We start from the raw sequence: 20,094 nt of genomic DNA, 5'->3' as shown, positions 1-20,094 counted from the left end.
CACAACACAAGAACATGACATCCACTTCCCGCGCCCGTTATGAGGGCCTCTTTCCCGTCGTGCCCACGCCCTTCACCGAAAGCGGTGAGCTCGACCTCGAAAGCCAGAAGCGCTGCGTCGACTTCATGATCGATGCCGGCTCCAACGGCCTTTGCATCCTCGCAAACTTCTCCGAGCAGTTCCTGCTGTCCGACGAGGAACGCGAGGTGCTCACGCGCACCGTGCTCGAACACGTCGATGGCCGCGTGCCGGTGATCGTGACCACCACGCACTTCAGCACGGCCGTGTGCGCCGCGCGCAGCCGTCGTGCGCAGGAGCAGGGCGCGGCGATGCTGATGGTGATGCCGCCATACCACGGCGCGACCTTCCGCGTGCCCGAGCCGCAGATCTTCGAGTTCTATGCACGACTGTCGGATGCGGTGGACATTCCAATAATGATTCAGGACGCGCCCGCCGCAGGGACGCCTCTGTCTGCCGCCTTCCTTGCGCGCATGGCCAAGGAGATCGAGCATGTTTCGTATTTCAAGATCGAGACCGCTGGCGCCGCCGCCAAGCTGCGCGAGTTGATCCGCCTCGGCGGCGACGCCATCGAGGGCCCGTGGGACGGCGAAGAGGCCATCACGCTGGTGCCCGACCTCGACGCCGGTGCGACCGGCGCGATGACTGGCGGCGGCTTCCCGGACGGCATACGGCCGATCCTCGACGCCTGGCGCGCGGGTCGGCGTGACGAAGCCATCGCAGGCTACGAGCGCTGGCTGCCGCTTATCAACATTGAGAACCGGCAGTGCGGGCCACTGGCGGCCAAGTCGCTGATGAAGGTGGGCGGGGTTATCGCCTGCGAGGCACCGCGCCATCCTTTCCCCGCGATCCATCCGGCAGCCCGCGCGCTGCTGATCGAAACCGCCAAACGCCTCGACGCGCAAGTGCTGCGCTGGGCCCGATAGTCCCGAAGCCACAGAAAGCCAGGATGCAACAACACGACAACCTCATCGGCGGCCAGTGGACCACGGGCAATGCCTACAGCCCCAACCTGAATCCGTCGAACCTGGGCGACACCATCGCCGAGTACACGCAGGGCGACGCCACGCACGTCGAAGCCGCCGTGGCCGCCGCGACCGCCGCCTTCCCGGCCTGGGCCACGGGCAGCATCCAGGCCCGCAGCGATGCACTCGACAAGATCGGCACCGAGATCCTCGCGCGCCGTGAAGAGCTCGGCACGCTGCTCTCGCGCGAAGAGGGCAAGACCAAGGCCGAAGGCATCGGCGAAGCCACGCGCGCCGGCCAGATCTTCAAGTTCTTCGCCGGTGAATGCCTGCGCCTGTCGGGCGAGACGCTGCCTTCGGTGCGCCCGAACATCGGCGTGGAGATCACGCGCGAGCCGGTGGGCGTCGTGGGTCTCATCACGCCGTGGAACTTCCCGATCGCGATTCCCGCCTGGAAGATCGCACCGGCCCTGGCCTTCGGCAACTGCGTGGTGCTGAAGCCTGCCGACCTCGTGCCGGGTTCCTCGTGGGCGCTGGCCGAGATCATCAGCCGCTCGGGCATCCCGGCCGGCGTGTTCAACCTGGTGATGGGCCGCGGCAGCGTCATCGGCAATGCGCTGGTGAACCATCCCGGCATCCATGCGATCAGCTTCACCGGCTCGGTCGGCGTGGGCCGCAACATCGCGATCCAGTGCGTCACCAACCACAAGAAGGTGCAACTGGAGATGGGCGGCAAGAACCCGCAGATCGTGCTGGACGATGCCGACGTGGCCCAGGCCGTGGAACTGAGCGTGCAGAGTGCCTTCTATTCGACCGGCCAGCGCTGCACGGCATCGAGCCGCCTGATCGTCACCGAAGGCATCTACCCGAAGTTCATCGCCGCGATGCAGGAACGCATGGCGAAGATCAAGGTGGGCGATGCACTCGCCGCCGGCACCGACATCGGCCCGGTGTCGAGTCAGTCGCAACTCGACCAGGACCTGGAATACATCGCCATCGGCAAGAGCGAAGGCGCCACGCTGGCCGCGGGCGGCGAACGCCTGAAGCTCGGCACCGAGGGCTACTACATGTCGCCCGCGCTGTTCAGCGAATCGGTGGCGTCGATGCGCATCAACAAGGAAGAGATCTTCGGCCCGGTGGCGAGCGTGATCCGCGTGAAGAACTACGAGGAAGCCTTGGCCACGGCCAACGACACCGAGTTCGGTCTCTCCGCTGGCATCGCCACCACGAGCCTGAAGTACGCCACCCACTTCAAGCGCCACAGCCAGGCCGGCATGGTGATGGTCAACCTGCCGACCGCGGGCGTGGACTATCACGTGCCCTTCGGTGGTCGCAAGGGTTCGAGCTACGGTCCGCGTGAACAGGGCAAGTACGCACAGGAATTCTTCACCACGGTGAAGACGGCCTACACACAAGCCTGACCCCCAGGCCAGGCAACGATCCCATCCACAAAGGAGTATTCCCATGAAAGCAGTTGGTTCTTCGATCGCGGCGCGCCGCTTGCTGGCGCTGTCGGTGTTCTCGCTCCTGGCATCGGCGACGCTCGCCGCCGACTATCCGAACCGGCCGGTGGAACTTGTCGTGGCCGCCTCGGCCGGCGGGGGAACCGACGTTGTCGCGCGCGCGTTCGCCGAGGCAATGCGCACGCACCTGCCCCAACCTCTGATCGTTATCAACAAGCCCGGGGCCTCGAGTGCCATCGGCTTCGCGGAAGTCGCCAATGCCAAGCCCGATGGCTACAAGGTGGGCGTGATGAGCGTCAACCTCGTCATCCTCCCCGCGCTGGGCCTCATGAAGGTCAACGCCGATGACTTCATTCCGGTGGCTCGACTGAACTTCGATCCTGCGGCGATCACGGTGCGCGCCGATTCGCCCTGGAAAACCGTGGAGGAGTTCATCGCGGACGCCAGGAAGAAGCCCGGTGTGATGCAAGTAGGCAACGGCGGCGTGGGCGATATCTGGCATGTCGCGGCGGCCGCAGTCGAGGACCGCACGGGCGCACAGTTCAACCACGTGCCATTCCAGGGCGCGGCCCCGGCGGTTGCGAGCCTGCTTGGCGGCCACGTGGATGCGATCACGGTGAGCCCCGGCGAAGTGAAGCAGCATGTACAAGGGGGCAAGCTGCGCGTGCTCGCGATCATGGCCGATCAACGGCTGGGTGGCGCCTACGCCGGTGTCCCGACACTCAAGGAACGCAACATCGACCTGTCGATCGGCGTGTGGCGCGGCCTTGCCGTTCCCAAGGGCACGCCTTCGGACGTCGTGCAGACGCTCGGCAAGGCCGTGAGGGAGGCTGCTGCCGAACCGGCCTACAAGGAGACGCTTGCGAAGGCCAACCTCGGTGACTCTTACGCAGATGCAGCGGGCTTCAAGGCCGACATCGAGAGCGACCGGGACTCGCTGAAGAAGGTGCTTGCCAAGCTTGTGATCCAGAAGTAGGGGCTTGGCTGCAGCGCGGCGGATTTCTGCGGGTGCGTACTCCCAACGAGCCAAGTGCCCGGTTTTGGGCTGCATGGTCACCCCGCCGTCCCTTTGGGTGCTGAACGCCATCTTGTCGCCGGACTTCTATGCAGGGCGCTTGCGAAGCACCTGAGGCTCGAGGCCGGCAAAACGGACTCACGATCCTCCGCCCGACACTGCATTTCCGCAGTGACTACCCCGCTCTCACGGTGGTCGACTCGCCCATCCCGAAGGGGATCTGCAACGCCCGCGCTGACGGTGCCCGGCTGTCCGCCGGGCGTGCGACCCGCGAGCCGTGGGTCGGCCCAGGGCTGGGACGACCCTGCCGTCGATCAACTCGTGTGCGATCTCGCGACGGAGTTCTCCGCAAGCACCGGCTTGCCCGCGGCCAGCCTCGGGCGCATGCGCCAGTTTCACGAGACCTGCGGCGCGCCGGAGTCTCTCGCACAGCTTGTGCGAGTAAACGGTCGCGGGGCAGCCTCAGCCGCCGCTGGTTCGAAATCTCGCACAGGCAATGGGCGAACCGGTGGAAGTCATCTCAGGGGCACCATCTAGCCATGCCACACCCGGCGGCCCGATCGGAACAGGGAAGCTTGTTCAAGGTCACAATGCCTGCGTTTGGACTCCGGGCTGACGATGGGTAGTCAAGTGAAGGCCTTCAAGGCGGGCTACTGGGACTCAGCGCGCGGATTCTGAAAGAAGCCGGCAACGCTCCGGCGCGGAAAGCAACAATGTCCTCATCATCCCATTCGCTCTGGGCCCCGTTGCGGCTGCCCGATTTTCGCGGCCTCTGGGCCGGCAGCGCGATCTACTTCACGGGCAATGCGATGCAGGTCATGGCGGCTTCGTGGCTGATGGTGGAACTGACAGGTTCGTCCTTTCTTGCTGCGCTGGTGCAAACGGCCGTGTTCTTTCCGATGTTCCTGCTCGCGCTGCCCGCGGGCGTTCTGGCCGACACGACGGATCGCAGGCGGCTGATTCTCAACGCACTGTGCGTCCAGGTCGCGGTTCTCATGGTCCTGTCTTTGCTTGCCGTGCTGGGTTGGGCGGGCGCCGCGACACTGTTGATTTTTACCTTCGCCGCAGGCTGCTGCACGGCGCTGCTGTCACCGGCCTGGAGCACGAGCATGGCGGATGCGGTGCCGCGTGCACAAATGCCGCAGGCCATCACTGCAATGTCGATTGCGTGGAACAGCGCACGCGCATTGGGCCCGTCGATTGCGGGGTTCGTGTTCGCCTGGCTCGGGGCGGGCTGGGTTTTTGTGATGGCCGTGATGAGCGCTCTGGCGATGATGATGGCCGTGCGGCGCTGGCCACCCGCCCCGCATGCAAAGTCGCCGTTGCCCGCCGAGCGCCTGTGGAGCGGCACGCTCGCGGGCCTGCGCTATGCGCGGCACTCCCCGATGATCCTTGCGCAGCTGCTGCGCACGATCGCCTACAGCGGTACGGGTTCGGCGCTGTGGGCGTTGCTACCGGCCATCGCCGCGCAGCAATTGCAGTTGGGCGCCGCAGGCTTTGGGTTTCTCATGGGCTGCCTCGGCACGGGTGCGGTTGCCGCCGGCCTCGTGCTCGGAAGCTTGCGCGCGCGCCTCGGCTTGGAACGGCTTGTCGCGACAGGTTGCATCGTCTTTGCGGCGGTGATGCTTGTCGCGGCGCTCGTTCGAATCCCGGCGGTGATCTTCGTGGCCCTGGCCATTGGCGGTGCTGCGTGGATGGCCGTGATGGCCACCTTCAACACTGCGACGCAATCCAGCGCGCCACCCTGGGTGCGTTCGCGCGCTGTCGCGCTGCACACCCTCAGCGCGTTGGGCTCGTTCGCCATTGGCTCGGCGCTTTGGGGCGCCGTCTCCGGGGTCGCGGGGCTGCCAATCGCATTGGGAGTCGCAGCGGTGGCGATGCTGACGGGAGTGTTCCTCGCGCGCTGGTTTCCACTGCGAATGGGCGAAGCACTGGAGGTGACGCCGGTCGCCTTGTGGGACGACCTGCTGATCAAGGAGCAGCAGCCCCTCCCGGATGATGGTCCGGTTTCGGTGGAGGTGAGCTATCGCATTCGCGTGGGCGAGGCCGAAGAATTCCTCCATGTGGTGACGGAATTGCGCGCCTCGCGAAGACGCGATGGCGCCACGCTCTGGCGCGTCTACCATGACTTGGGTGATCCGTCACGCTACGTGGAACGCTTCATCGTCGCCTCCTGGGCCGACTACCTGCATCAGCGTTCGCGCGCCACGCTAGCGGATCAGGAAGTCGAGGCCCGTGTTCGCGAGTATCTCGCGCAGGGCGAAGTCGTGAGGACCCAGCACTACCTTGCCGTACGTTGAGCGCGCGGCCGGCGCGGGGGCGCCTGGCCCGGTTCGCCATCTGCTGTTCCGAGTCATGCGGTACGCGTCCCCGAACCCGCGGACGAGATCCAGGCCTCGGCTTCGCCCCTGTTTCATTGAAGCGATGCTGTAGCCGTCCTGGCCGCGAACCCACAGGGCGCCAAGGAATCGCGCGATCGTGGTCGGCCTCCGCGCGCAGTGCCGGCGACACCGACGACAGCGCAAGGCGGTACTCCTTCGCGGCCAGTTCACACGTGAGACCGCACGCCCATGCCGCGGCCCTCGGCAGTGACGAGCGAAGCCTTGCCCGTTGCGGCCGGCCAATGGGTCATCGATTGCCACGCATTCTTGCGCCTCCGGCCATCCCATCGCGCGTCGGACAAGGCTGACGCCGTCCCCATGATCAGGGCGGCGTTGGAAACGACCGTCGCAAGTCTTCGACATCTGGATCGATGCCAATGCCCGGCGCATCACCCAGGTCCGCACGGCCTGCCTCGACGTGATCCAGGGCCCCGCTCAGCATTGATCGCAACGGGTTCTCGTTGGCATCCACTTCCAGCCAGCCGTCGCCGCCCGTGGCCGCCAGGAGGTGGCCCGACGCGAGCAGGCCGATGCCGGCGCCGAGGTAGTGCGGGCAGAACCTGGCGCCGGCCGCATGAACGCGTGCGACCACGTCCCAGCACCCCGAGATACCGCCCCACTTGGCGGCATCGGGCTGCACCACCGACAACGCCGATGCCGACAAGGCGTCCTCGAAGGCTTGCAGCCCTGCGATGTTCTCGCCCGCAGCGAGCGGCAGCGCGGTGCTGGCGCGCAACTTCTGCCATTCGCACCAGGGTCGGTCGGCCCGCAGGGGCTCCTCCAGCCATCCAAGGTTGAAGCGTTCGAGTCGGGGCACGACCTCGATGGCTTGTGCCAGCGTCCAGCCCTGGTTGGCATCGACCATCAGCGCTGCATAGGGTCCGATGGCTTCGCGCATGGCATGCAGATTGGCCAGGTCGCGCCCGACACCGAATCCGACCTTGAGCTTGAAGGCGTCGTAGCCCTCCGACCGCTTTGCCAGGGCCATGGCTTCCGGCTGATCCGGATTGATGCCGCTCGCATAGACGCCGATGCGTCCGCTGCTGCCGCCGAGGAAGCGCCAGAGCGGTTGCTTCGCGCGACGCGCGCACAAATCCCACAAGGCCAGGTCGATACCCGCGATGGTTTGCGCCATCGGCCCCGGCTCGCCGGACTGCAATGCCAGCACGACCGTACGGCGCGTCAGGTGCTCGAAGGCCTGCAACGGTCCGGTGAACTCGCTCCCCTCCAGCAGCGGCGCCATGACCGTCGTCACCAGTTGCGCCCGATGTTCCGCGCCGCACGCCGGAAAGTTGCACCAGACTTCGCCCCAGCCGCTGTGGCCATCGACGTCCGTGGCGCGGATGAACAGGGCAGGGCGGTCGCGCATGGTGCCGAAGGAGGTGCGCACCGGCGTCGTCACCGGCCAGCGGAACACGAAGGCTTCGACGCTGCGCAAAGCCAGCGGTGCAAGGGGCAGGGGCTTCATGGCTTGAGGTTCATGTCCAGGTGGATGGCGTCGCCGCGGTAGCAGACCTCGCCCAGGTAGATCACGCGGCCCGCTTCATCCTGGAAGACGCGGCGCACCAGGGCGACGGGCGCATTGACCGGGATGCCCAGGAAGCGCGCCACCTCCATGTCGGCCGTGCCGATGGTCAGCACCTGGTGGGCCTGCGCAATGGTCACGCCCTTCATCGTGGTGAGGATGGGAATCACCGTCTGGTTGCGAAAGCGCCGGGGGCTCCTGCGGAAGATCTTCTCTTCGAGGTAGATGTTGATGACGCAGTAGGGCTCGCCCTGATGCGAATGCACCCGCCGCATGGAGATGTAGCGCTCGGCCGGCGTGCCGTCCTGCGGGCGCAGCGGCGCCACGGCATCGCCTTCGTCGATGTTGACGATCTTGGGCTGCGTGTCGCGGTAGAGGTGCACCAGCTGGTCGAGCGTCGTGACCACGTTGATGCTGCGCGCAGCGCTCGGCTGTCCGGTGACGAAGGTGCCGCGGCCACGCTGGGGCGACAGCAGGCCATCGCGGGCCAGCAGGTCGATGGACTGGCGCATCGTCACGCGCGCCACGCCGAACTCCTTCTGCAACGCAGGCAGCGACGGCAGGCAGTGCCCCTGCGGCCATGCGCCGCGGGCGATGCGCTGGCGCAGCACATCCGCCACCTGGAGGTAGATAGGGATTGCACTGCCTGAACCGTTGCGCGACATGGCGAATTGTCTAAAGGTATGGCTTATAGTACGTTTAAATCGACCCGAAAGGGGTGCATGTTCCACAAATCGAAGCTTGCAAGCGTTGCCCTGATCCTGGCGCCGTGGCTATTGCTGCTGGCGCTCTGGTATGGCGTGCGGGCAAGCGGGTTGGTCAATCCGTCGCTGGTGCCCGCGCCGCACGAGGTGCTGGAGAAGTTCGTCGAGCTGTCGCAGGACCGGCTGTGGAGGGACATCTGGATGTCGACGCAGCGCGTTTTCGTCGGCGTCGCGCTCGGTACGCTGCTGGCGGTACCGGTGGGGTTCTGCCTGGGTTGGTACAAGGGCTTGCGCAGCTTCATGGACCCGGTCATCAACTTCTTTCGCGCGTTGCCGCCCATCGCGCTGATCCCGCTGGTCATCGTGTACTTCGGCATCGGCGAAGCGGCCAAGACCGTGATCCTGTTCTACGCCTCGTTCTTCGCCGCGGTGATCGTGATGTACGAAGGCATCGCGCAGATCAGTCCGATCTTCATCCGCGTGGCGCGCACGCTGGGCGCCAACGACGCCGAGATCTTCGGCAAGGTGATCGTGCCGCTGACCATCCCGCACATCCTGACCGCGGTGCGCGTGGCCCTGGGCGTGGCCTGGGCGACGCTGGTGGCCTCGGAGCTCATCGCCGCGCAGCAGGGGCTGGGGGCGCTGATCCAGAACGCCTCGTCCTTTTTCCAGCTCGACATCATCTACGTCGGCATCATCTGCATCGGCTTCATTGCGCTGTCGATGGACCTGGTGCTGCGGCTGGTGACGCGGCGCCTCGTGGCATGGCAGGACCGGATCGCATGAGCGTGTTGCCGGTGCGCATTGCGTTCGACCGCGTGTCGGTCGAATTTCCAACGGACAAGGGGCCGATGCGTGTGCTCGACGACGTGTCCTTCGACATCCGCGAAGGCGAGTTCGTGTCGATCATCGGCCCCTCGGGCTGCGGCAAGACGACGCTCATGAACATGCTGGCGGGCTTCGTCAAGCCGACCTCGGGCCAGGTGTTGCTCGACGGCAAGCCGGTCAGCGGCCCCGGACCTGACCGCGGCGTGATCTTCCAGGAGTACGGCGTGTTCCCGTGGCTCACGGTGCGCCAGAACATCGAGTTCGGCCTCAAGCTGTCGGCCAGCAAGGTGACGGCGGCCGAGCGTGCCGGGATCTGCGAGCGCTACATGCGGCTGATGGGCCTGGCGGATTTCGCCAACCATTTTCCCAAGCACCTGTCGGGCGGCATGCGCCAGCGCCTGGCGATTGCGCGCGCCTACGCGGTCCGGCCGCAGTTCCTGCTGATGGACGAGCCCTTCGGTGCGCTCGATGCGCAGACCCGCAGCGCCATGCAGGACCTCCTGCTCGAAGTGCTGATGGCCGAGGGCAAGACGGTGATGCTCATCACCCACTCGGTGGAAGAGGCCATCTACCTCTCGTCGCGCATCGTTGTCGTGACGGCGCGGCCGGCGCGCATCCGCACCATCATCGACGTGCCCTTCGGCTATCCGCGCGCCGAGAACGTGCACGAGGACCCGCACTTTGCGGAACTGCGTGCGCACATCCGCGAACTCGTCATGCAGGAATACGCAGCGCAGGCCCGACAGGCGGCGACTGTTCGCATGTCCGATTGAACACAACCCACTGGAGACTCCCATGCACATGCATCGCAGAACCCTCATGCGCCACGGCGTCGCGGCGGCCGCTGTCGCTTCCATCGGCCTGCCCGCGCTCGCGCAGGGGAGGACGAAGGTCAAGGTCGGCTACCTGCACACCTCTGCGGTCGACGGGCACATCTGGCTGGGCCAGCAGATGGGCACTTTCTCGAAGCAGGGGCTCGAACTGGAGCTTGTCCAGTTCACGACGGGGCTGGAACTGTTCCAGGCCATGATCGGCGGCAGCCTCGACGTGCTGGCCACCGGCGCCGTGGTGTCGAACTTCCCGGCGCGCGGCCAGGGCAAGGTCTTCCTGCTCAACAACATCGAGTACGCGACCGCGCAGCTCTGGGTGCGCGAGGATTCGGGCATCAAGACGCTGGCCGACCTGAAGGACAAGCAGATCTCCACCACCACGGGCACGACGGCGCACGTGTTCCTCGACCGCGCGCTGCGTTCCGCGCAGCTCGACCCGGCCAAGGACGTGAAGATTGTCAACCAGCGCATGGCCGAGGCCGTGACCTCGTTCATCTCCGGTGCCGTGCCGGCTGTGGCGTTGTGGTCGCCTTTCGACGTCACGGTCCGGCAGAAGGTGCCCAATGCGCGCAAGCTCGTCGACGCCTCGGCGTACTTCCCGCAGGCGGCGATCATGGGCGGCTGGGCCGCGCGCAACGACTACTACGAGAAGAACAAGCCGGTGCTCAAGAAGATCATCGCGGCCTGGGTGCCGGTGAACGACTACATCGTCAACACGCCCGACGCCGCGGCCGAGGCCTTGCAGAAGGCGCAATACAAGGACGTGCCTCTGCCCGAGTTCAAGGAGGCCTTCAAGGCCTCCAAGTACTACTCGTCGCCGGACTGGCGCACCAAGTACGCCGACGGCACGGCCGCGCGCTGGCTGCAGCAGGTGACGGACTTCTTCGTCGCCAACGCCAACATCGGCAACCCGGTCAAGGCCGAGCAGTACTTCGACGCGAGCCTGTTTGCCGAGGTGGTGAAGGGCTGAGGGGCAGGGCGTGGCGGTCGGTACGGCCAGCGGCACTTGGGACTATGTCATCGTCGGCGCCGGTTCGGCGGGCTGCGTGCTGGCCAACCGGCTCAGTGCCAACCCGCAGAACCGGGTGCTGCTGCTGGAAGCCGGCGGCGAGGACGGCAACTTCTGGATGCGGCTGCCGGTGGGCTACTTTCGCACCATCTACGACAGGCGCTTTTCCTGGCAGTTCGATGTCGAGCCGCAGCCCGAGACCGGCAACCGCACCATCGTCTGGCCGCGCGGGCGCGTGCTGGGTGGCTCGAGCTCGATCAACGGGCTGATCTACATCCGCGGGCAGCATGCCGACTATGACGATTGGGTCAAGGCTGGCGCGAGGGGCTGGGGTTTCCGTGACGTGCTGCCCTGGTTCAGGAAGTCCGAACGCTACGCCGGAGGCGAGAACGCCTGGCATGGCGGCAGCGGGGAACTCGCGGTGTCGGACCTGCGCAATGACCATCCCTGCTGCGCCGCATGGCTGGCGGCGGGCGCGCAGGCGGGCTATCCGTCCAGCGATGACTTCAACGGAGCCGTCGATCAGGGCCTCGGCGCCTATCAGTTGACGCTCGACGGGCGCTGGCGCAGCAGCGCCGCCACCGCCTTCCTGCATCCGGTGCGCGGGCGCGCCAACCTCACCGTGCAAACGGGTGTGCACGTGACGCGTGTGCTCTTCGAGTCAGGTTGCGCCGTGGGCGTCGAGTGGCTGCGCAACGGCCAGCTCGAAAGCGCGCGGGCCGATGCGGAAGTGATTCTTTCCGCCGGTGCGCTGCAGTCCCCCCAACTGTTGCAACTCTCCGGAATCGGGCCGGCGGCGCTGCTGCGTTCGCATGGCATCCCGGTGCGGGTCGATGCGCCGGAGGTCGGCGCCAACCTGCAGGACCACTACCAGGCCCGCGTCATCGTGAAGCTGCGCGAGAAGCGCTCGCTCAATGACCAGGTGCGCAGCCCCTTCGGCCTCGCACAGATGGGCGCGCAATGGCTATTCGGCCAGCGTGGTCCGCTGACGGTGGGGGCCGGGCAGGTGGGCGGCATGGTGCGCACGGCGGTGGCGAAGGATGCGCGCGCCGACGTGCTCTTCAACGTCATGCCACTGTCGGTGGACAAGCCGGGGGATCCGCTGCATCGCTTCTCGGGATTTTCGGCCTCGGCTGCCCAATGCCGGCCGGAATCGCGCGGCACGGTCGAAATCCGTTCAGCGGACCCGCAGCAGCCACCGCGCATCGTGTCGAACTACCTGACGGCGCCACATGACATCCGGGTGTTGGTTGAAGGCTTGAAGATGCTGCGGGACATCTATCGCCAACGCGCGTTTCGCGACCTCATCACGGACGACGAATATCTGCCCGGCCGGGATGCGCAGGATGACGCGGCGCTGGCCGACTTCGCGCGGCGCAAGGGCGGTACGGTCTTTCACCCTGTTGGCACCTGCCGCATGGGCGAGGACACGGGCGCGGTGGTCGATTCACAGTTGCGCGTGCGAGGAGTAAAGCGGATTCGCGTGATCGATGCCTCCGTCATGCCGACGATGGTGTCGGCCAACACCAATGCGGCCGCGATCCTCATTGGGGAGCGGGGCGCGGCCCATGTGCTGGGCGGTATCTAGGTTTCGCCCCAACCCTCTTGCCAAGAGGTGCACCGAAGTGGCGGGTGTTTCGTGTCTTTTGGAAGACGGCCTGGCAGGGGTCTGAATGCATTCAAGAAGGCAACAAGGCAAGTCCGCCAATCGCCTCCAACACAACTATTCTGGCGGCCGCGCGGATGCGGTCCGTTGAAGCACGCCGTCGTCCGAGTCTGATGGGGCAAAGGAACCTGTTCGCGTCCGCTCTTGCATGTTCTGGAACGCTTCAGGGCCCGCCCTGTCCCGTGTCGCTCGTCGCCAGGTCCTCGCTTCAGGCCGGCCCCCAGGGACGCTTCTGACACATGGACAATATCGCGTACCGTCGACCCGCTGCCTTTGCGTGTCTCATGCCGATTTCGCACTCGGATTGCGTTCGCATGGAAAGATCGGCGCGCAATCCTGTCGACTTGTCGATGATGGAGGTCTCGTACGGCAAATCGGGGCCCGCATCATCGGCCAGGCATTCGAAGTCCAGTTCGCCTTGCGCGACGTATCGGGCAAGTCGTGGATTTCTTTGAAGCGTGCGTTTCCGCTCGAGTTGACACTGCTTCGCTGAAGCGAAAGCTGTCTGCGCGATGAAAAAGTCGTCCGCTGACAGAAGAAGAAAGCGTTCCTGACCGTCGGGCTCGGATACGGATCCTGCGTGCGGTGCGGAGTTGTGCGGGTGGTTTGGACGGCGCTTCTGAGGGCTGTTGCCATGGGTCGCCGCCAACGCGCTCGCGCAACAAAGAGTGGCGATCAAGCAGGTCAGTGCCATCGTCGTCCGACCGGCTCGTCGTGCGGTGTTCGGTGAAGCGGCGTTCATCGGCCGGCCCTTTCGCAAGATGAAGTGGGGCACATTCAACAATCGTATCCCGGAGCGCCTCAGTTGGGCGAAAGCGCTGCCGGGGAGTACGGCAGGATCCTGCAGGTTGGGTTGTCCAGGTGTTTCAAGTTCCGCATGCGAGTCGGGTCCGACTCGCAGCGTGTGCGTCAAACGACGGCCATGAATTCGCCCGAAGGCATGGGCTGGCCTCACAGGCGCCATGCGGCTTGCTTTTCGCGTCCTCCTCGGCGAACGGACGCGGTACTGCAAGCAAGGCTGTCGCGATCCAGAAGGCGCTACGCAATGGCGAGATGAATCGACACATGTGGACCCTCCCTTGCTGCACCGGATGCCTGGGCCGCGGGTCGCTTGCAAGGCATGCGCCTCCCGGCGCCTCACGTCTCGTCGCAACAGGTGCTGGTTCGAAGGTCGCGCGCCGAGCTGCTTGGAGTCGCCGAGGGGTGTAGCCGGACACCGCTGCCTTTGTCGCCGAATAGCCAGCCACACGCGGCCACGACGGTTCCGGCTTTGACGATGGGTTGTCCCACTATTCGATCAGCGGGTGTGGAGACGAGGATTTCCGAAGGAGCACCAGTTTTTCATCGGGCAGCGTGGAATATGCCCTTGAATGTTTGCTTCCCTTCGGCGATACACGAGGGAAGTAAACATGCGGCTGACACCGACAAGGAGCGCGCGAATGCGAGAGAAGCTGAATGCGTCGATGGACGGATTGCTCGACATCAACAGGCCTCGCGAGGCCGCAGCGCAACTCTTGACGATGGTCATCGACATGGTCGCCGACGGCGATCTCGACGACTTGGAAATCGAATTCCTGCGGGCTTGGCTTGAAGCGCATTCCGACATCGGCCGGACAGGGCCGGGCGCGAGCATCACGCGCGCCATTGAACACATGCTTGCCGATGGCCATGTGAGTGACCTCGAGCGCACCTACCTGATGGCGTCGCTGCAGCAGCTCTCGCCCGAATCGTAGCCCTGTCGCGCAGACGCTCGGCTGAGTCCGCATCGTGTTGGAGCGAATCTGGTGTTCTTCCTGGGCATTCCAAAACCTGGTCGTCGTGGAGCATGCGACACGGCCCTGCTGTTGCGGGAGCTCGCGGCACGGAAGTAGCACATTGCCCTTGGCGACGCGATCGGGTCCAGTCATCGCCGTGATCTCCGTCAATGACACGGACTGCTTGCCCCGCTTCCGTCACGAAAGGATGAGTTCCCGGTACGCGTAATCCGCCCGATTTCACCCTTCAGCGCCTCGGGCACAGCGATCCCGCCCGATGCCCGTGCCGTCGCGCACAATGCTCGGGTGTTCCCTCCCCCGGAGCTTGCCATGAAACCTGACAACGTTGTAAACCAGCTCCGGCGCGTGCTCGAAGATACGCCTTCGCATCGCGTCGCCCAGGCAGCGTATTCGACTTTCGTCGATTGGTTCACGCGGCTCACCGCAGCACTTGAAGCCGCCGGCGTCGAACACGCACAAGCCGAGCGCGAAGCCGAGCAGCTCGTCGCCGCCGTGCTCGCGAGCATCAACTTGGGCGCGGATGCGATGACGAACGCGGTCGCTTCATCGGCGTCGGCAGCGCGGACAGCGACGCGGCGTCGAGCGTCACCCGGCGCAGGAAAGAATTCGCCCGCCCAATTTCGGGTCTCTGGAGCGAGGGATGCCAACATAGATCGCGCGGCTTGAGGCGCACGCGGGCGACTTGCTTGACTCAATTCTGGCGCTGCACGAGCGCTGCGCACTTCTTGAGCCGATGCCTTTTTGACCAAGGCGTCGCGCGCGCTCGCGGCTCGGACTAACAATGGCGCGGCTTTCAAACCCTTCGGACCTCGCTGTTTTTCGCTTGCGCGCAAGACATCGCGAAGCTTGTGGCCGATTGCGATGCACGCACGCCGAGCATTCGCAACATCTCGGCAACCCAGCGCGATCCTGCCTTGTCCGTACCTCAAGGCGCGCTATGCCCAATGGGTCGTGCCTTCGATAGAGAACGAAGCCGACCCCGGAAATCGTCGAGGCGGTGCGTCCGGCGGTGGCACGCAGTACGGCGGCGGGTTTGCGCCGCGCCTGCCGCGCCACTACGTCTACAACAGCCGTGCCGGCGAGTTGCGCGGCAAGACCTCGAAGACCATTGGCGTGATCGTCAACGACCTCACCAATTCCTTCTTCCCGGAGATCCTCGTGGGGGTTGAGCGCAAGCTGGTCGAGGCGGGGTACATCGTGCTGATGGCGCACACCAACGAGGATGTCGAGCGCCAGAACACGGTGCTGCGGACGATGCGCGAGCAGGGCGCCGCCGGCCTGGTCCTGTGCCCGGCGTATGGCACACCCAGGACGCTCACGAACGAAGTCGAGTCCTGGGGTATGCCGCTGGTCGTCATGGTCCGCACCCTGGGTCCCGGCAAGTACGACTTCGCCGGGGCTGACAATGAACGCGGCATCTACGCGGCCACGCGGCACCTGCTGGATGCAGGGCACACACGCATCGGGTTCCTCGGCGGCCGCACGGGCGTGGTGCTGGAGCAGCGCCTCAAGGGCTTCAGGGCGGCGCGGGTGGAACGCGACATCACCTTCGACGAAGACCTGCTCGTCGCAGCCAAGCCGACGCGCCAGGGCGGCCACGAAACCATGATGGCGTTGCTGGACAAGAAGCCACGGCCCACCGCAGCCGTCTGCTACAACGACGTAGTCGTTTTCGGCGCGCTGTCAGCCCTGGGGGAACGCGGCATGCGCGCCGGCAAGGACTTCGCCCTCATGGGCTTCGACAACGTGCAGGACGCGGCCCATTCGAATCCTCCGTTGAGCACCATCGACATCCGGCCTGGCGAACTGGGCGAGCATGCGGCGGCGATCCTGCTGGACCGCATCCGGACACCGGCGCGTGCGCGGCAGACTTATCTGGCGGATCCGCGACTGATCGTCCGGCAGTCCGGAAGATGCCAGTGCGGGCTTTTCCCGCAGTCCCGAAGGCGCGCTGGTAGAGGTCCCGATGTCGGTGCGCGCGTCGTCGCGGGCAGCAATATGGCGTGGTTGCCCGCTTCCGTCACGAAGACCGCTCGCAGCGAGTGCGCGGAGAGCGCCCCTCAAGCCCCCAGCCAGCGCACACCGTTCCTCGCGATGTCACGCACCGCCGCCGGAGTGAGCGGTTCGCCCAGTTAACAGCCTTGGCGGATGCGACGGAAGAGGGAGCCTCCCTGATGCCACTCGGCCACTCTCGGCAAGCCACGCCTGCATCGCCAGCGAAGCGGTTCCGGCCAGGGGCTTGATGTGCTCGGGACGGTCCTGCCCGGATTGGCTGGTCTTGGAGTGCGTGAGGGTTTAGACATACGCCACTGAGGAGTAGCGGGCATCCACGCGCCGCAGGTTCTCCAGCGCCGCCCCGGACACTTCGGAACGACGCTGCCCGCCCGTGGCCCGAGCAAGACAAGCATGGCGCGGTCGCGCTTGACGAGGCCTTTCACGTGGGGGGCCGGCCGGGCCAACACCTACCGTGTCAAGTTGGCGAACAGTCAGTGGTAGTCTTCTTCCCGCTGGTGTCGAACGGCCAATACCTTGATGATTTGGCCCGGAAGGATTTCGTAGAGCGCCACATAGCCGGTGGAACCGACCCCTACGATCAACTCTCGGCGCGTTGTACGCCTGCCGTCTCCTGCTTTCCGATAGGCCCAAGGGTTCTCGGCCAGCCGTTTTGTGATGCCAGTGCGAAGCTCGTGCAACACATGCTGAGCCCGGTCCAACTCCTCCAGGGTTTCTGACCGCCCGACAAGGAACTCAAACAACCGCTCCAAATCGTCCTCGGCCTGCGGAGTCATCTCGACCCCAAACAATTCCGTCACCTGCCGATGCGACTTTCCAGTTCGCGACGCCGTGCATCAATGCGAGCCTGGACGCGGTCAAACACTTCATCCACAGGATGCGAAACACCGGTACGCAGGTATTCCAGCCAAGCGGCCTCGCCGCGTGCATGGAAGTCCCCTTGGACACGACGAAAGTCAACAGCCCGGCGCACGGCATCGGCGACAAAGGCGCTGATGGTTTCCTCCTCACCCAGCACCGCTTCCAGCGCGGCACGCAGCTCCGGTTCAACGCGGACTGCAGGTAACGTGGACGTCTTCATGCTACGCAATGTAGCACATATGTAATGCGTTGCCAATCACAATCGGCGGGTACTGGGTTCGGGCGGATGACACGCTTAATTGCGGTGCGCTCATGCACTCGACAACTTGAATTGGCACGATTTAAACATTGCCGGCGTTAATTCAGTCAAATCCATTAATTCGGCCGACAATTTAATTACATTGGCCTCTTCATGTATTGGGCTAATGATAAGTTTTCTTATCATCAACGAAATCGTTGTCTGCCAAGTTAAAGTGATGTCTGAGCCTGCGTGAGACGGCAGCGCAAGAGGGCCTCCCAAGTGCGCGCCGAGACTCGAGGTTTGAAAAGGCGTTTTGAGGGCAGTGCTCGAAGCGTCCGTGATTTGCGTGGATCCCGCCGCTGCTTGGCAGAGACCACCAGGCGGTGAAATCCGGCCACCGTATAAATTGCTACAAAACTGGCGATTGCTGAGATGCTGTCGAGAAAGAGGCGCTATGTGCGCGTCGACCTTGGCAAAGTGCGAGAGGGCCCTGCGCGGCGGTGCGGCGCACCCGATACCCCCGTGCGACCGTGAAAATCGCCGCTTGGAGGGGCGCCGACTGACACCCGGAATGTGTTTTGACACAACCGTCCGCGATCTGCTTGGGTAGCGTTGCAAGGATGATGGATCTGCCGACCTCGGAAAACGTTTTGGAACTCGATGACCAGCAACTCGCGGGCTTGGCCGCGAGTTGGCGCACGCGTGCGGGTTATGGGGACCGCGAGGCCTTTGGCGCGGCGCACATCCTGGAAGTCGAGCGGCGCCGGCGCGTGCGCGCCAGCGGGGTCGAAACGCGGCCTGTGTCTGTGCTGTCGCCGCCGGAGTCCAAGGTCCCCTGGTGGAATTTCTGGTCCCGATCCCAAGGCCGCCCGGATCACCTGGGCACGCTCCCGCCCCGCAAATGGAAAAGATAAAGCAGGCGCCAAGGAAACTTCACAGCGGGCATTTCGCCTTCATGCGCGCGCTCGCGCAGGGGCTGGACGAGAAGGCCAGCTGGAACCGGTATTTGCATCTGGAAGGCGAGTACACGGACGTGCGCACGGTGCGGCGCACGATCGCCTGGATCCGCGACCAGTTTGCCGCCGCCGCGCGGCGCGAGAACAAGCCCGGCACGGCGCGCCTGATCCTCATGGACGCCGAGCGAATCACGGCGCAGGCGGCGGCGGCGCCCGCGAAAGCGCTGCCGAGCCTGGCGGAATTCGCCGCGGCCAACGGGCTGGAGGATTTCTCGGAGGAAGAACAGCTCGAGGCCTACCGGGATGCCTATCCCGCCGGAAAGAAGGAGAACGGGGCAGGGCAGGGCGGCGGCAGCAAGGGTCAACATTCCCGCCGTGCGCGCGTGGTCGAGCGGCAGCTCGAGGCGCTGCGCTGGCTGCAGGCGCTCGTGGCCCAGGACCCCAAACCGGGCGACGGCGTCGCGGCCTGGATCAATCCTTCCATGGCCCACAGGCTCGAGCGTGCAGGGCTGCCAACCCTGTCGTCGCTGGTCGCGCACATCAACGGGGTCGGCGCGCGCTGGTGGGCGACGGTGCCGGGGGTGGGGGAGGGCAAGGCGGCGCGGATCGTCGAGTGGTTGCAGGCCAACAAGGCCGTGTTGGGCCTGCGGGTCGGCGTTCACGTGGCCCAGCCGCGCATGCAATTGGCGAGCGCCACGCTGGATGCCGTGGTGCCGGCGGCGACGGCGATCCGCCCTTATGAAAAATTCGTACTCCCCGCTGAGCTCGACGGCAGGGCAGGGCGCTTCAGGGCGCCGCCGGAGCACTGCCTGCTTATGGCCGGCAACGACCACGAGGCGATCGGGGCCTGGTTGTCTTCGAAGGCCGCGGGGGCCAAGGGAAACCTGTCGGCGACGCAGCGCGCCTATCGCAAGGAAGCGGAGCGGCTGTTGTTGTGGGCGGTGCTGGAAAGGAAGAAGGCGCTCTCCTCGATTACGGTCGAAGACGCGACCGCCTACCGGGACTTCCTGGCCGACCCGCCCGCCGGCTGGTGCGGGCCGCGCCACCACCAGCGCTGGTCACCGCTGTGGCGCCCACTCGAAGGGCCGTTGAATGGCGTGACGCTGCGGCACTCGCTGACCGTGGTGCGCAGCCTGTTTGCGTTCCTGATGCGCCAGGGCTACCTGGTGGGCAATCCGTTCGCCGCGGTAGCCCTGCCGATTCAGCCCCTGCGGCCGCTGGGATCGAGCCGGACCCTGAGCTTCGCGCAATGGGATCACATCGACGCGTTGCTGGAGAAACACCAAGAGACGGAGGCGGACCGGCGCCTGCGGCGTGGCATGCGCTGGCTCTATGCGACGGGGCTGCGCCTGGCCGAGATCACGAGCGTGAAGTGCGAAGACCTGACGCCGGTCGAATACCGGGCCGCCGACGGAACCATGGCCACGGACTGGCTGCTGGCCGTGATCGGCAAGGGCAACCGCAGCCGTGAGGTGCCGGTGCCGGCCGAACTGGTCGAAGAACTCGGCGATGAGCTGGCCCGGCATGGCTTTGAGCGCCAGGTGGGGGCCGTGAGCAACCGGGGTGTCCACGTCATGAGTCGCTTCGACAATGAACTGAAGCGGCCGGTGGCGTGGTCGGCCTCGGGGCTGTACCAGGCGATCAAGGCATTCCTTGCAAAGGCCGCCGAGGGGCTACCCGACGTCGATGCACTTCAGCTGAAAAAGGCCAGCACCCACTGGCTTCGACACTGTATCCCGCACCCGACTATCGAGAGCTTTCGTCGGACGACGCCACCGCACGAGGAACTCCTCAAGATCTACGGGACATAGTCTTGCTCCTTCCAAGGTAACTCGATCTGGAAG

At 65.4% G+C, this 20,094-nt stretch carries 18 protein-coding genes; 13 read left to right on the top strand and 5 right to left on the bottom strand.

The genetic code is table 11. The annotated features are described in order from the left end of the window. Positions 1-14: 14 nt before the first annotated feature. From WKW79_RS34025 to WKW79_RS34010, 4 genes are all read left to right on the top strand, one after another. Positions 15-944, top strand: a complete 930-nt coding sequence (locus WKW79_RS34025) for a dihydrodipicolinate synthase family protein (RefSeq protein WP_340339657.1) — start codon at positions 15-17, stop codon at positions 942-944. A 23-nt stretch (positions 945-967) separates the two neighbouring features. Then, positions 968-2,404, top strand: a complete 1,437-nt coding sequence (locus tag WKW79_RS34020) for an aldehyde dehydrogenase family protein (RefSeq protein WP_340339656.1) — start codon at positions 968-970, stop codon at positions 2,402-2,404. Positions 2,405-2,447: 43 nt separating this feature from the next. Continuing rightward, complete coding sequence (locus tag WKW79_RS34015; protein WP_340339655.1) at positions 2,448-3,422, top strand: tripartite tricarboxylate transporter substrate binding protein; 975 nt, start codon at positions 2,448-2,450, stop codon at positions 3,420-3,422. A 752-nt stretch (positions 3,423-4,174) separates the two neighbouring features. Then, entirely contained in the window at positions 4,175-5,761 is a 1,587-nt protein-coding gene (locus WKW79_RS34010; RefSeq protein WP_340339654.1) for an MFS transporter, read from the top strand. A 403-nt stretch (positions 5,762-6,164) separates the two neighbouring features. Here WKW79_RS34010 and WKW79_RS34005 read toward each other — a convergent pair whose 3' ends face one another. Together WKW79_RS34005 and WKW79_RS34000 are read right to left on the bottom strand one after the other, a co-directional pair. Beyond that, a complete protein-coding gene (locus WKW79_RS34005) occupies positions 6,165-7,310 on the bottom strand; it encodes a mandelate racemase/muconate lactonizing enzyme family protein (RefSeq protein ID WP_340339653.1) in 1,146 nt (381 codons plus the stop codon). Then, positions 7,307-8,032: a GntR family transcriptional regulator gene (locus WKW79_RS34000; protein WP_340339652.1), complete on the bottom strand. Its 726-nt coding sequence runs from the start codon at positions 8,030-8,032 to the stop codon at positions 7,307-7,309. The genes WKW79_RS34005 and WKW79_RS34000 overlap by 4 nt, the downstream gene beginning before the upstream one ends. A gap of 57 nt (positions 8,033-8,089) precedes the next feature. Here WKW79_RS34000 and WKW79_RS33995 point away from each other — a divergent pair, with 57 nt between their 5' ends. From WKW79_RS33995 to WKW79_RS33980, 4 genes are read left to right on the top strand one after another with little or no spacing between them, the layout of a single operon-like run. After that, positions 8,090-8,857: an ABC transporter permease gene (locus tag WKW79_RS33995; protein WP_340339651.1), complete on the top strand. Its 768-nt coding sequence runs from the start codon at positions 8,090-8,092 to the stop codon at positions 8,855-8,857. Beyond that, positions 8,854-9,672 carry an ABC transporter ATP-binding protein gene (locus tag WKW79_RS33990; protein ID WP_340339650.1) on the top strand — a complete coding sequence of 273 codons (819 nt, stop codon included), beginning with the start codon at positions 8,854-8,856 and terminating at the stop codon, positions 9,670-9,672. Before WKW79_RS33995 ends, WKW79_RS33990 begins: the two co-directional genes overlap by 4 nt. A gap of 28 nt (positions 9,673-9,700) precedes the next feature. Beyond that, positions 9,701-10,699 (top strand): ABC transporter substrate-binding protein, encoded by a 999-nt coding sequence (locus WKW79_RS33985; protein WP_340339649.1) that lies wholly within the window; start codon positions 9,701-9,703, stop codon positions 10,697-10,699. A 10-nt stretch (positions 10,700-10,709) separates the two neighbouring features. Next, positions 10,710-12,326, top strand: a complete 1,617-nt coding sequence (locus WKW79_RS33980; protein WP_340339648.1) for a GMC family oxidoreductase — start codon at positions 10,710-10,712, stop codon at positions 12,324-12,326. Between the two features lie 286 nt (positions 12,327-12,612). Here the strand turns inward: WKW79_RS33980 and WKW79_RS33975 are convergent, their stop codons facing one another. Next, positions 12,613-13,098: a hypothetical protein gene (locus WKW79_RS33975; protein ID WP_340339647.1), complete on the bottom strand. Its 486-nt coding sequence runs from the start codon at positions 13,096-13,098 to the stop codon at positions 12,613-12,615. A gap of 745 nt (positions 13,099-13,843) precedes the next feature. Between WKW79_RS33975 and WKW79_RS33970 the strand changes: the two genes are divergently transcribed. From WKW79_RS33970 to WKW79_RS33960, 3 genes are all read left to right on the top strand, one after another. Next, positions 13,844-14,137, top strand: coding sequence for a hypothetical protein (locus tag WKW79_RS33970; RefSeq protein WP_340339646.1), 294 nt, complete (start codon positions 13,844-13,846; stop codon positions 14,135-14,137). A 351-nt stretch (positions 14,138-14,488) separates the two neighbouring features. Next, positions 14,489-14,845 carry a hypothetical protein gene (locus WKW79_RS33965; protein WP_340339645.1) on the top strand — a complete coding sequence of 119 codons (357 nt, stop codon included), beginning with the start codon at positions 14,489-14,491 and terminating at the stop codon, positions 14,843-14,845. 195 nt (positions 14,846-15,040) lie between these two features. Further along, positions 15,041-16,315 (top strand): LacI family DNA-binding transcriptional regulator, encoded by a 1,275-nt coding sequence (locus tag WKW79_RS33960; protein WP_340339644.1) that lies wholly within the window; start codon positions 15,041-15,043, stop codon positions 16,313-16,315. Positions 16,316-16,665: 350 nt separating this feature from the next. On the opposite strand, the gene WKW79_RS33955 is transcribed toward WKW79_RS33960, so the two are convergent. Then, the gene (locus WKW79_RS33955; protein WP_340339643.1) at positions 16,666-16,992 is read right to left on the bottom strand and encodes a type II toxin-antitoxin system RelE/ParE family toxin; all 327 of its coding nucleotides are present in this window, start codon (positions 16,990-16,992) and stop codon (positions 16,666-16,668) included. Then, entirely contained in the window at positions 16,989-17,273 is a 285-nt protein-coding gene (locus tag WKW79_RS33950; RefSeq protein ID WP_340339642.1) for a YlcI/YnfO family protein, read from the bottom strand. The genes WKW79_RS33955 and WKW79_RS33950 overlap by 4 nt, the downstream gene beginning before the upstream one ends. A gap of 644 nt (positions 17,274-17,917) precedes the next feature. On the opposite strand from WKW79_RS33950, the gene WKW79_RS33945 reads away from it, so the two are divergent. Next, positions 17,918-18,208 carry a hypothetical protein gene (locus tag WKW79_RS33945; protein WP_340339641.1) on the top strand — a complete coding sequence of 97 codons (291 nt, stop codon included), beginning with the start codon at positions 17,918-17,920 and terminating at the stop codon, positions 18,206-18,208. Next, a complete protein-coding gene (locus WKW79_RS33940) occupies positions 18,196-20,061 on the top strand; it encodes a phage integrase family protein (RefSeq protein ID WP_340339640.1) in 1,866 nt (621 codons plus the stop codon). The genes WKW79_RS33945 and WKW79_RS33940 overlap by 13 nt, the downstream gene beginning before the upstream one ends. Positions 20,062-20,094 lie beyond the last annotated feature (33 nt).

Source organism: Variovorax robiniae (assembly GCF_037889955.1).
In the GTDB taxonomy this organism is placed as follows: Bacteria; Pseudomonadota; Gammaproteobacteria; order Burkholderiales; family Burkholderiaceae_C; genus Variovorax; species Variovorax robiniae.
The sequence above is the reverse complement of the archived record's forward strand: the minus strand, read 5'-3'. Positions and strand labels throughout refer to the sequence as shown.

What these genes read in the sequence shown, in the direction of transcription:
- WKW79_RS34025 (WP_340339657.1), top strand. Translation starts at nt 15, where the DNA reads ATGACATCCACTTCCCGCGCCCGTTATGAGGGCCTCTTTCCCGTCGTG.
- WKW79_RS34020 (WP_340339656.1), top strand. Translation starts at nt 968, where the DNA reads ATGCAACAACACGACAACCTCATCGGCGGCCAGTGGACCACGGGCAAT.
- WKW79_RS34015 (WP_340339655.1), top strand. Translation starts at nt 2,448, where the DNA reads ATGAAAGCAGTTGGTTCTTCGATCGCGGCGCGCCGCTTGCTGGCGCTG.
- WKW79_RS34010 (WP_340339654.1), top strand. Translation starts at nt 4,175, where the DNA reads ATGTCCTCATCATCCCATTCGCTCTGGGCCCCGTTGCGGCTGCCCGAT.
- WKW79_RS34005 (WP_340339653.1), bottom strand. Translation starts at nt 7,310, where the DNA reads ATGAAGCCCCTGCCCCTTGCACCGCTGGCTTTGCGCAGCGTCGAAGCC.
- WKW79_RS34000 (WP_340339652.1), bottom strand. Translation starts at nt 8,032, where the DNA reads ATGTCGCGCAACGGTTCAGGCAGTGCAATCCCTATCTACCTCCAGGTG.
- WKW79_RS33995 (WP_340339651.1), top strand. Translation starts at nt 8,090, where the DNA reads ATGTTCCACAAATCGAAGCTTGCAAGCGTTGCCCTGATCCTGGCGCCG.
- WKW79_RS33990 (WP_340339650.1), top strand. Translation starts at nt 8,854, where the DNA reads ATGAGCGTGTTGCCGGTGCGCATTGCGTTCGACCGCGTGTCGGTCGAA.
- WKW79_RS33985 (WP_340339649.1), top strand. Translation starts at nt 9,701, where the DNA reads ATGCATCGCAGAACCCTCATGCGCCACGGCGTCGCGGCGGCCGCTGTC.
- WKW79_RS33975 (WP_340339647.1), bottom strand. Translation starts at nt 13,098, where the DNA reads ATGGCACTGACCTGCTTGATCGCCACTCTTTGTTGCGCGAGCGCGTTG.
- WKW79_RS33970 (WP_340339646.1), top strand. Translation starts at nt 13,844, where the DNA reads ATGCGAGAGAAGCTGAATGCGTCGATGGACGGATTGCTCGACATCAAC.
- WKW79_RS33965 (WP_340339645.1), top strand. Translation starts at nt 14,489, where the DNA reads ATGAAACCTGACAACGTTGTAAACCAGCTCCGGCGCGTGCTCGAAGAT.
- WKW79_RS33960 (WP_340339644.1), top strand. Translation starts at nt 15,041, where the DNA reads ATGCACGCACGCCGAGCATTCGCAACATCTCGGCAACCCAGCGCGATC.
- WKW79_RS33950 (WP_340339642.1), bottom strand. Translation starts at nt 17,273, where the DNA reads ATGAAGACGTCCACGTTACCTGCAGTCCGCGTTGAACCGGAGCTGCGT.
- WKW79_RS33945 (WP_340339641.1), top strand. Translation starts at nt 17,918, where the DNA reads ATGGATCTGCCGACCTCGGAAAACGTTTTGGAACTCGATGACCAGCAA.
- WKW79_RS33940 (WP_340339640.1), top strand. Translation starts at nt 18,196, where the DNA reads ATGGAAAAGATAAAGCAGGCGCCAAGGAAACTTCACAGCGGGCATTTC.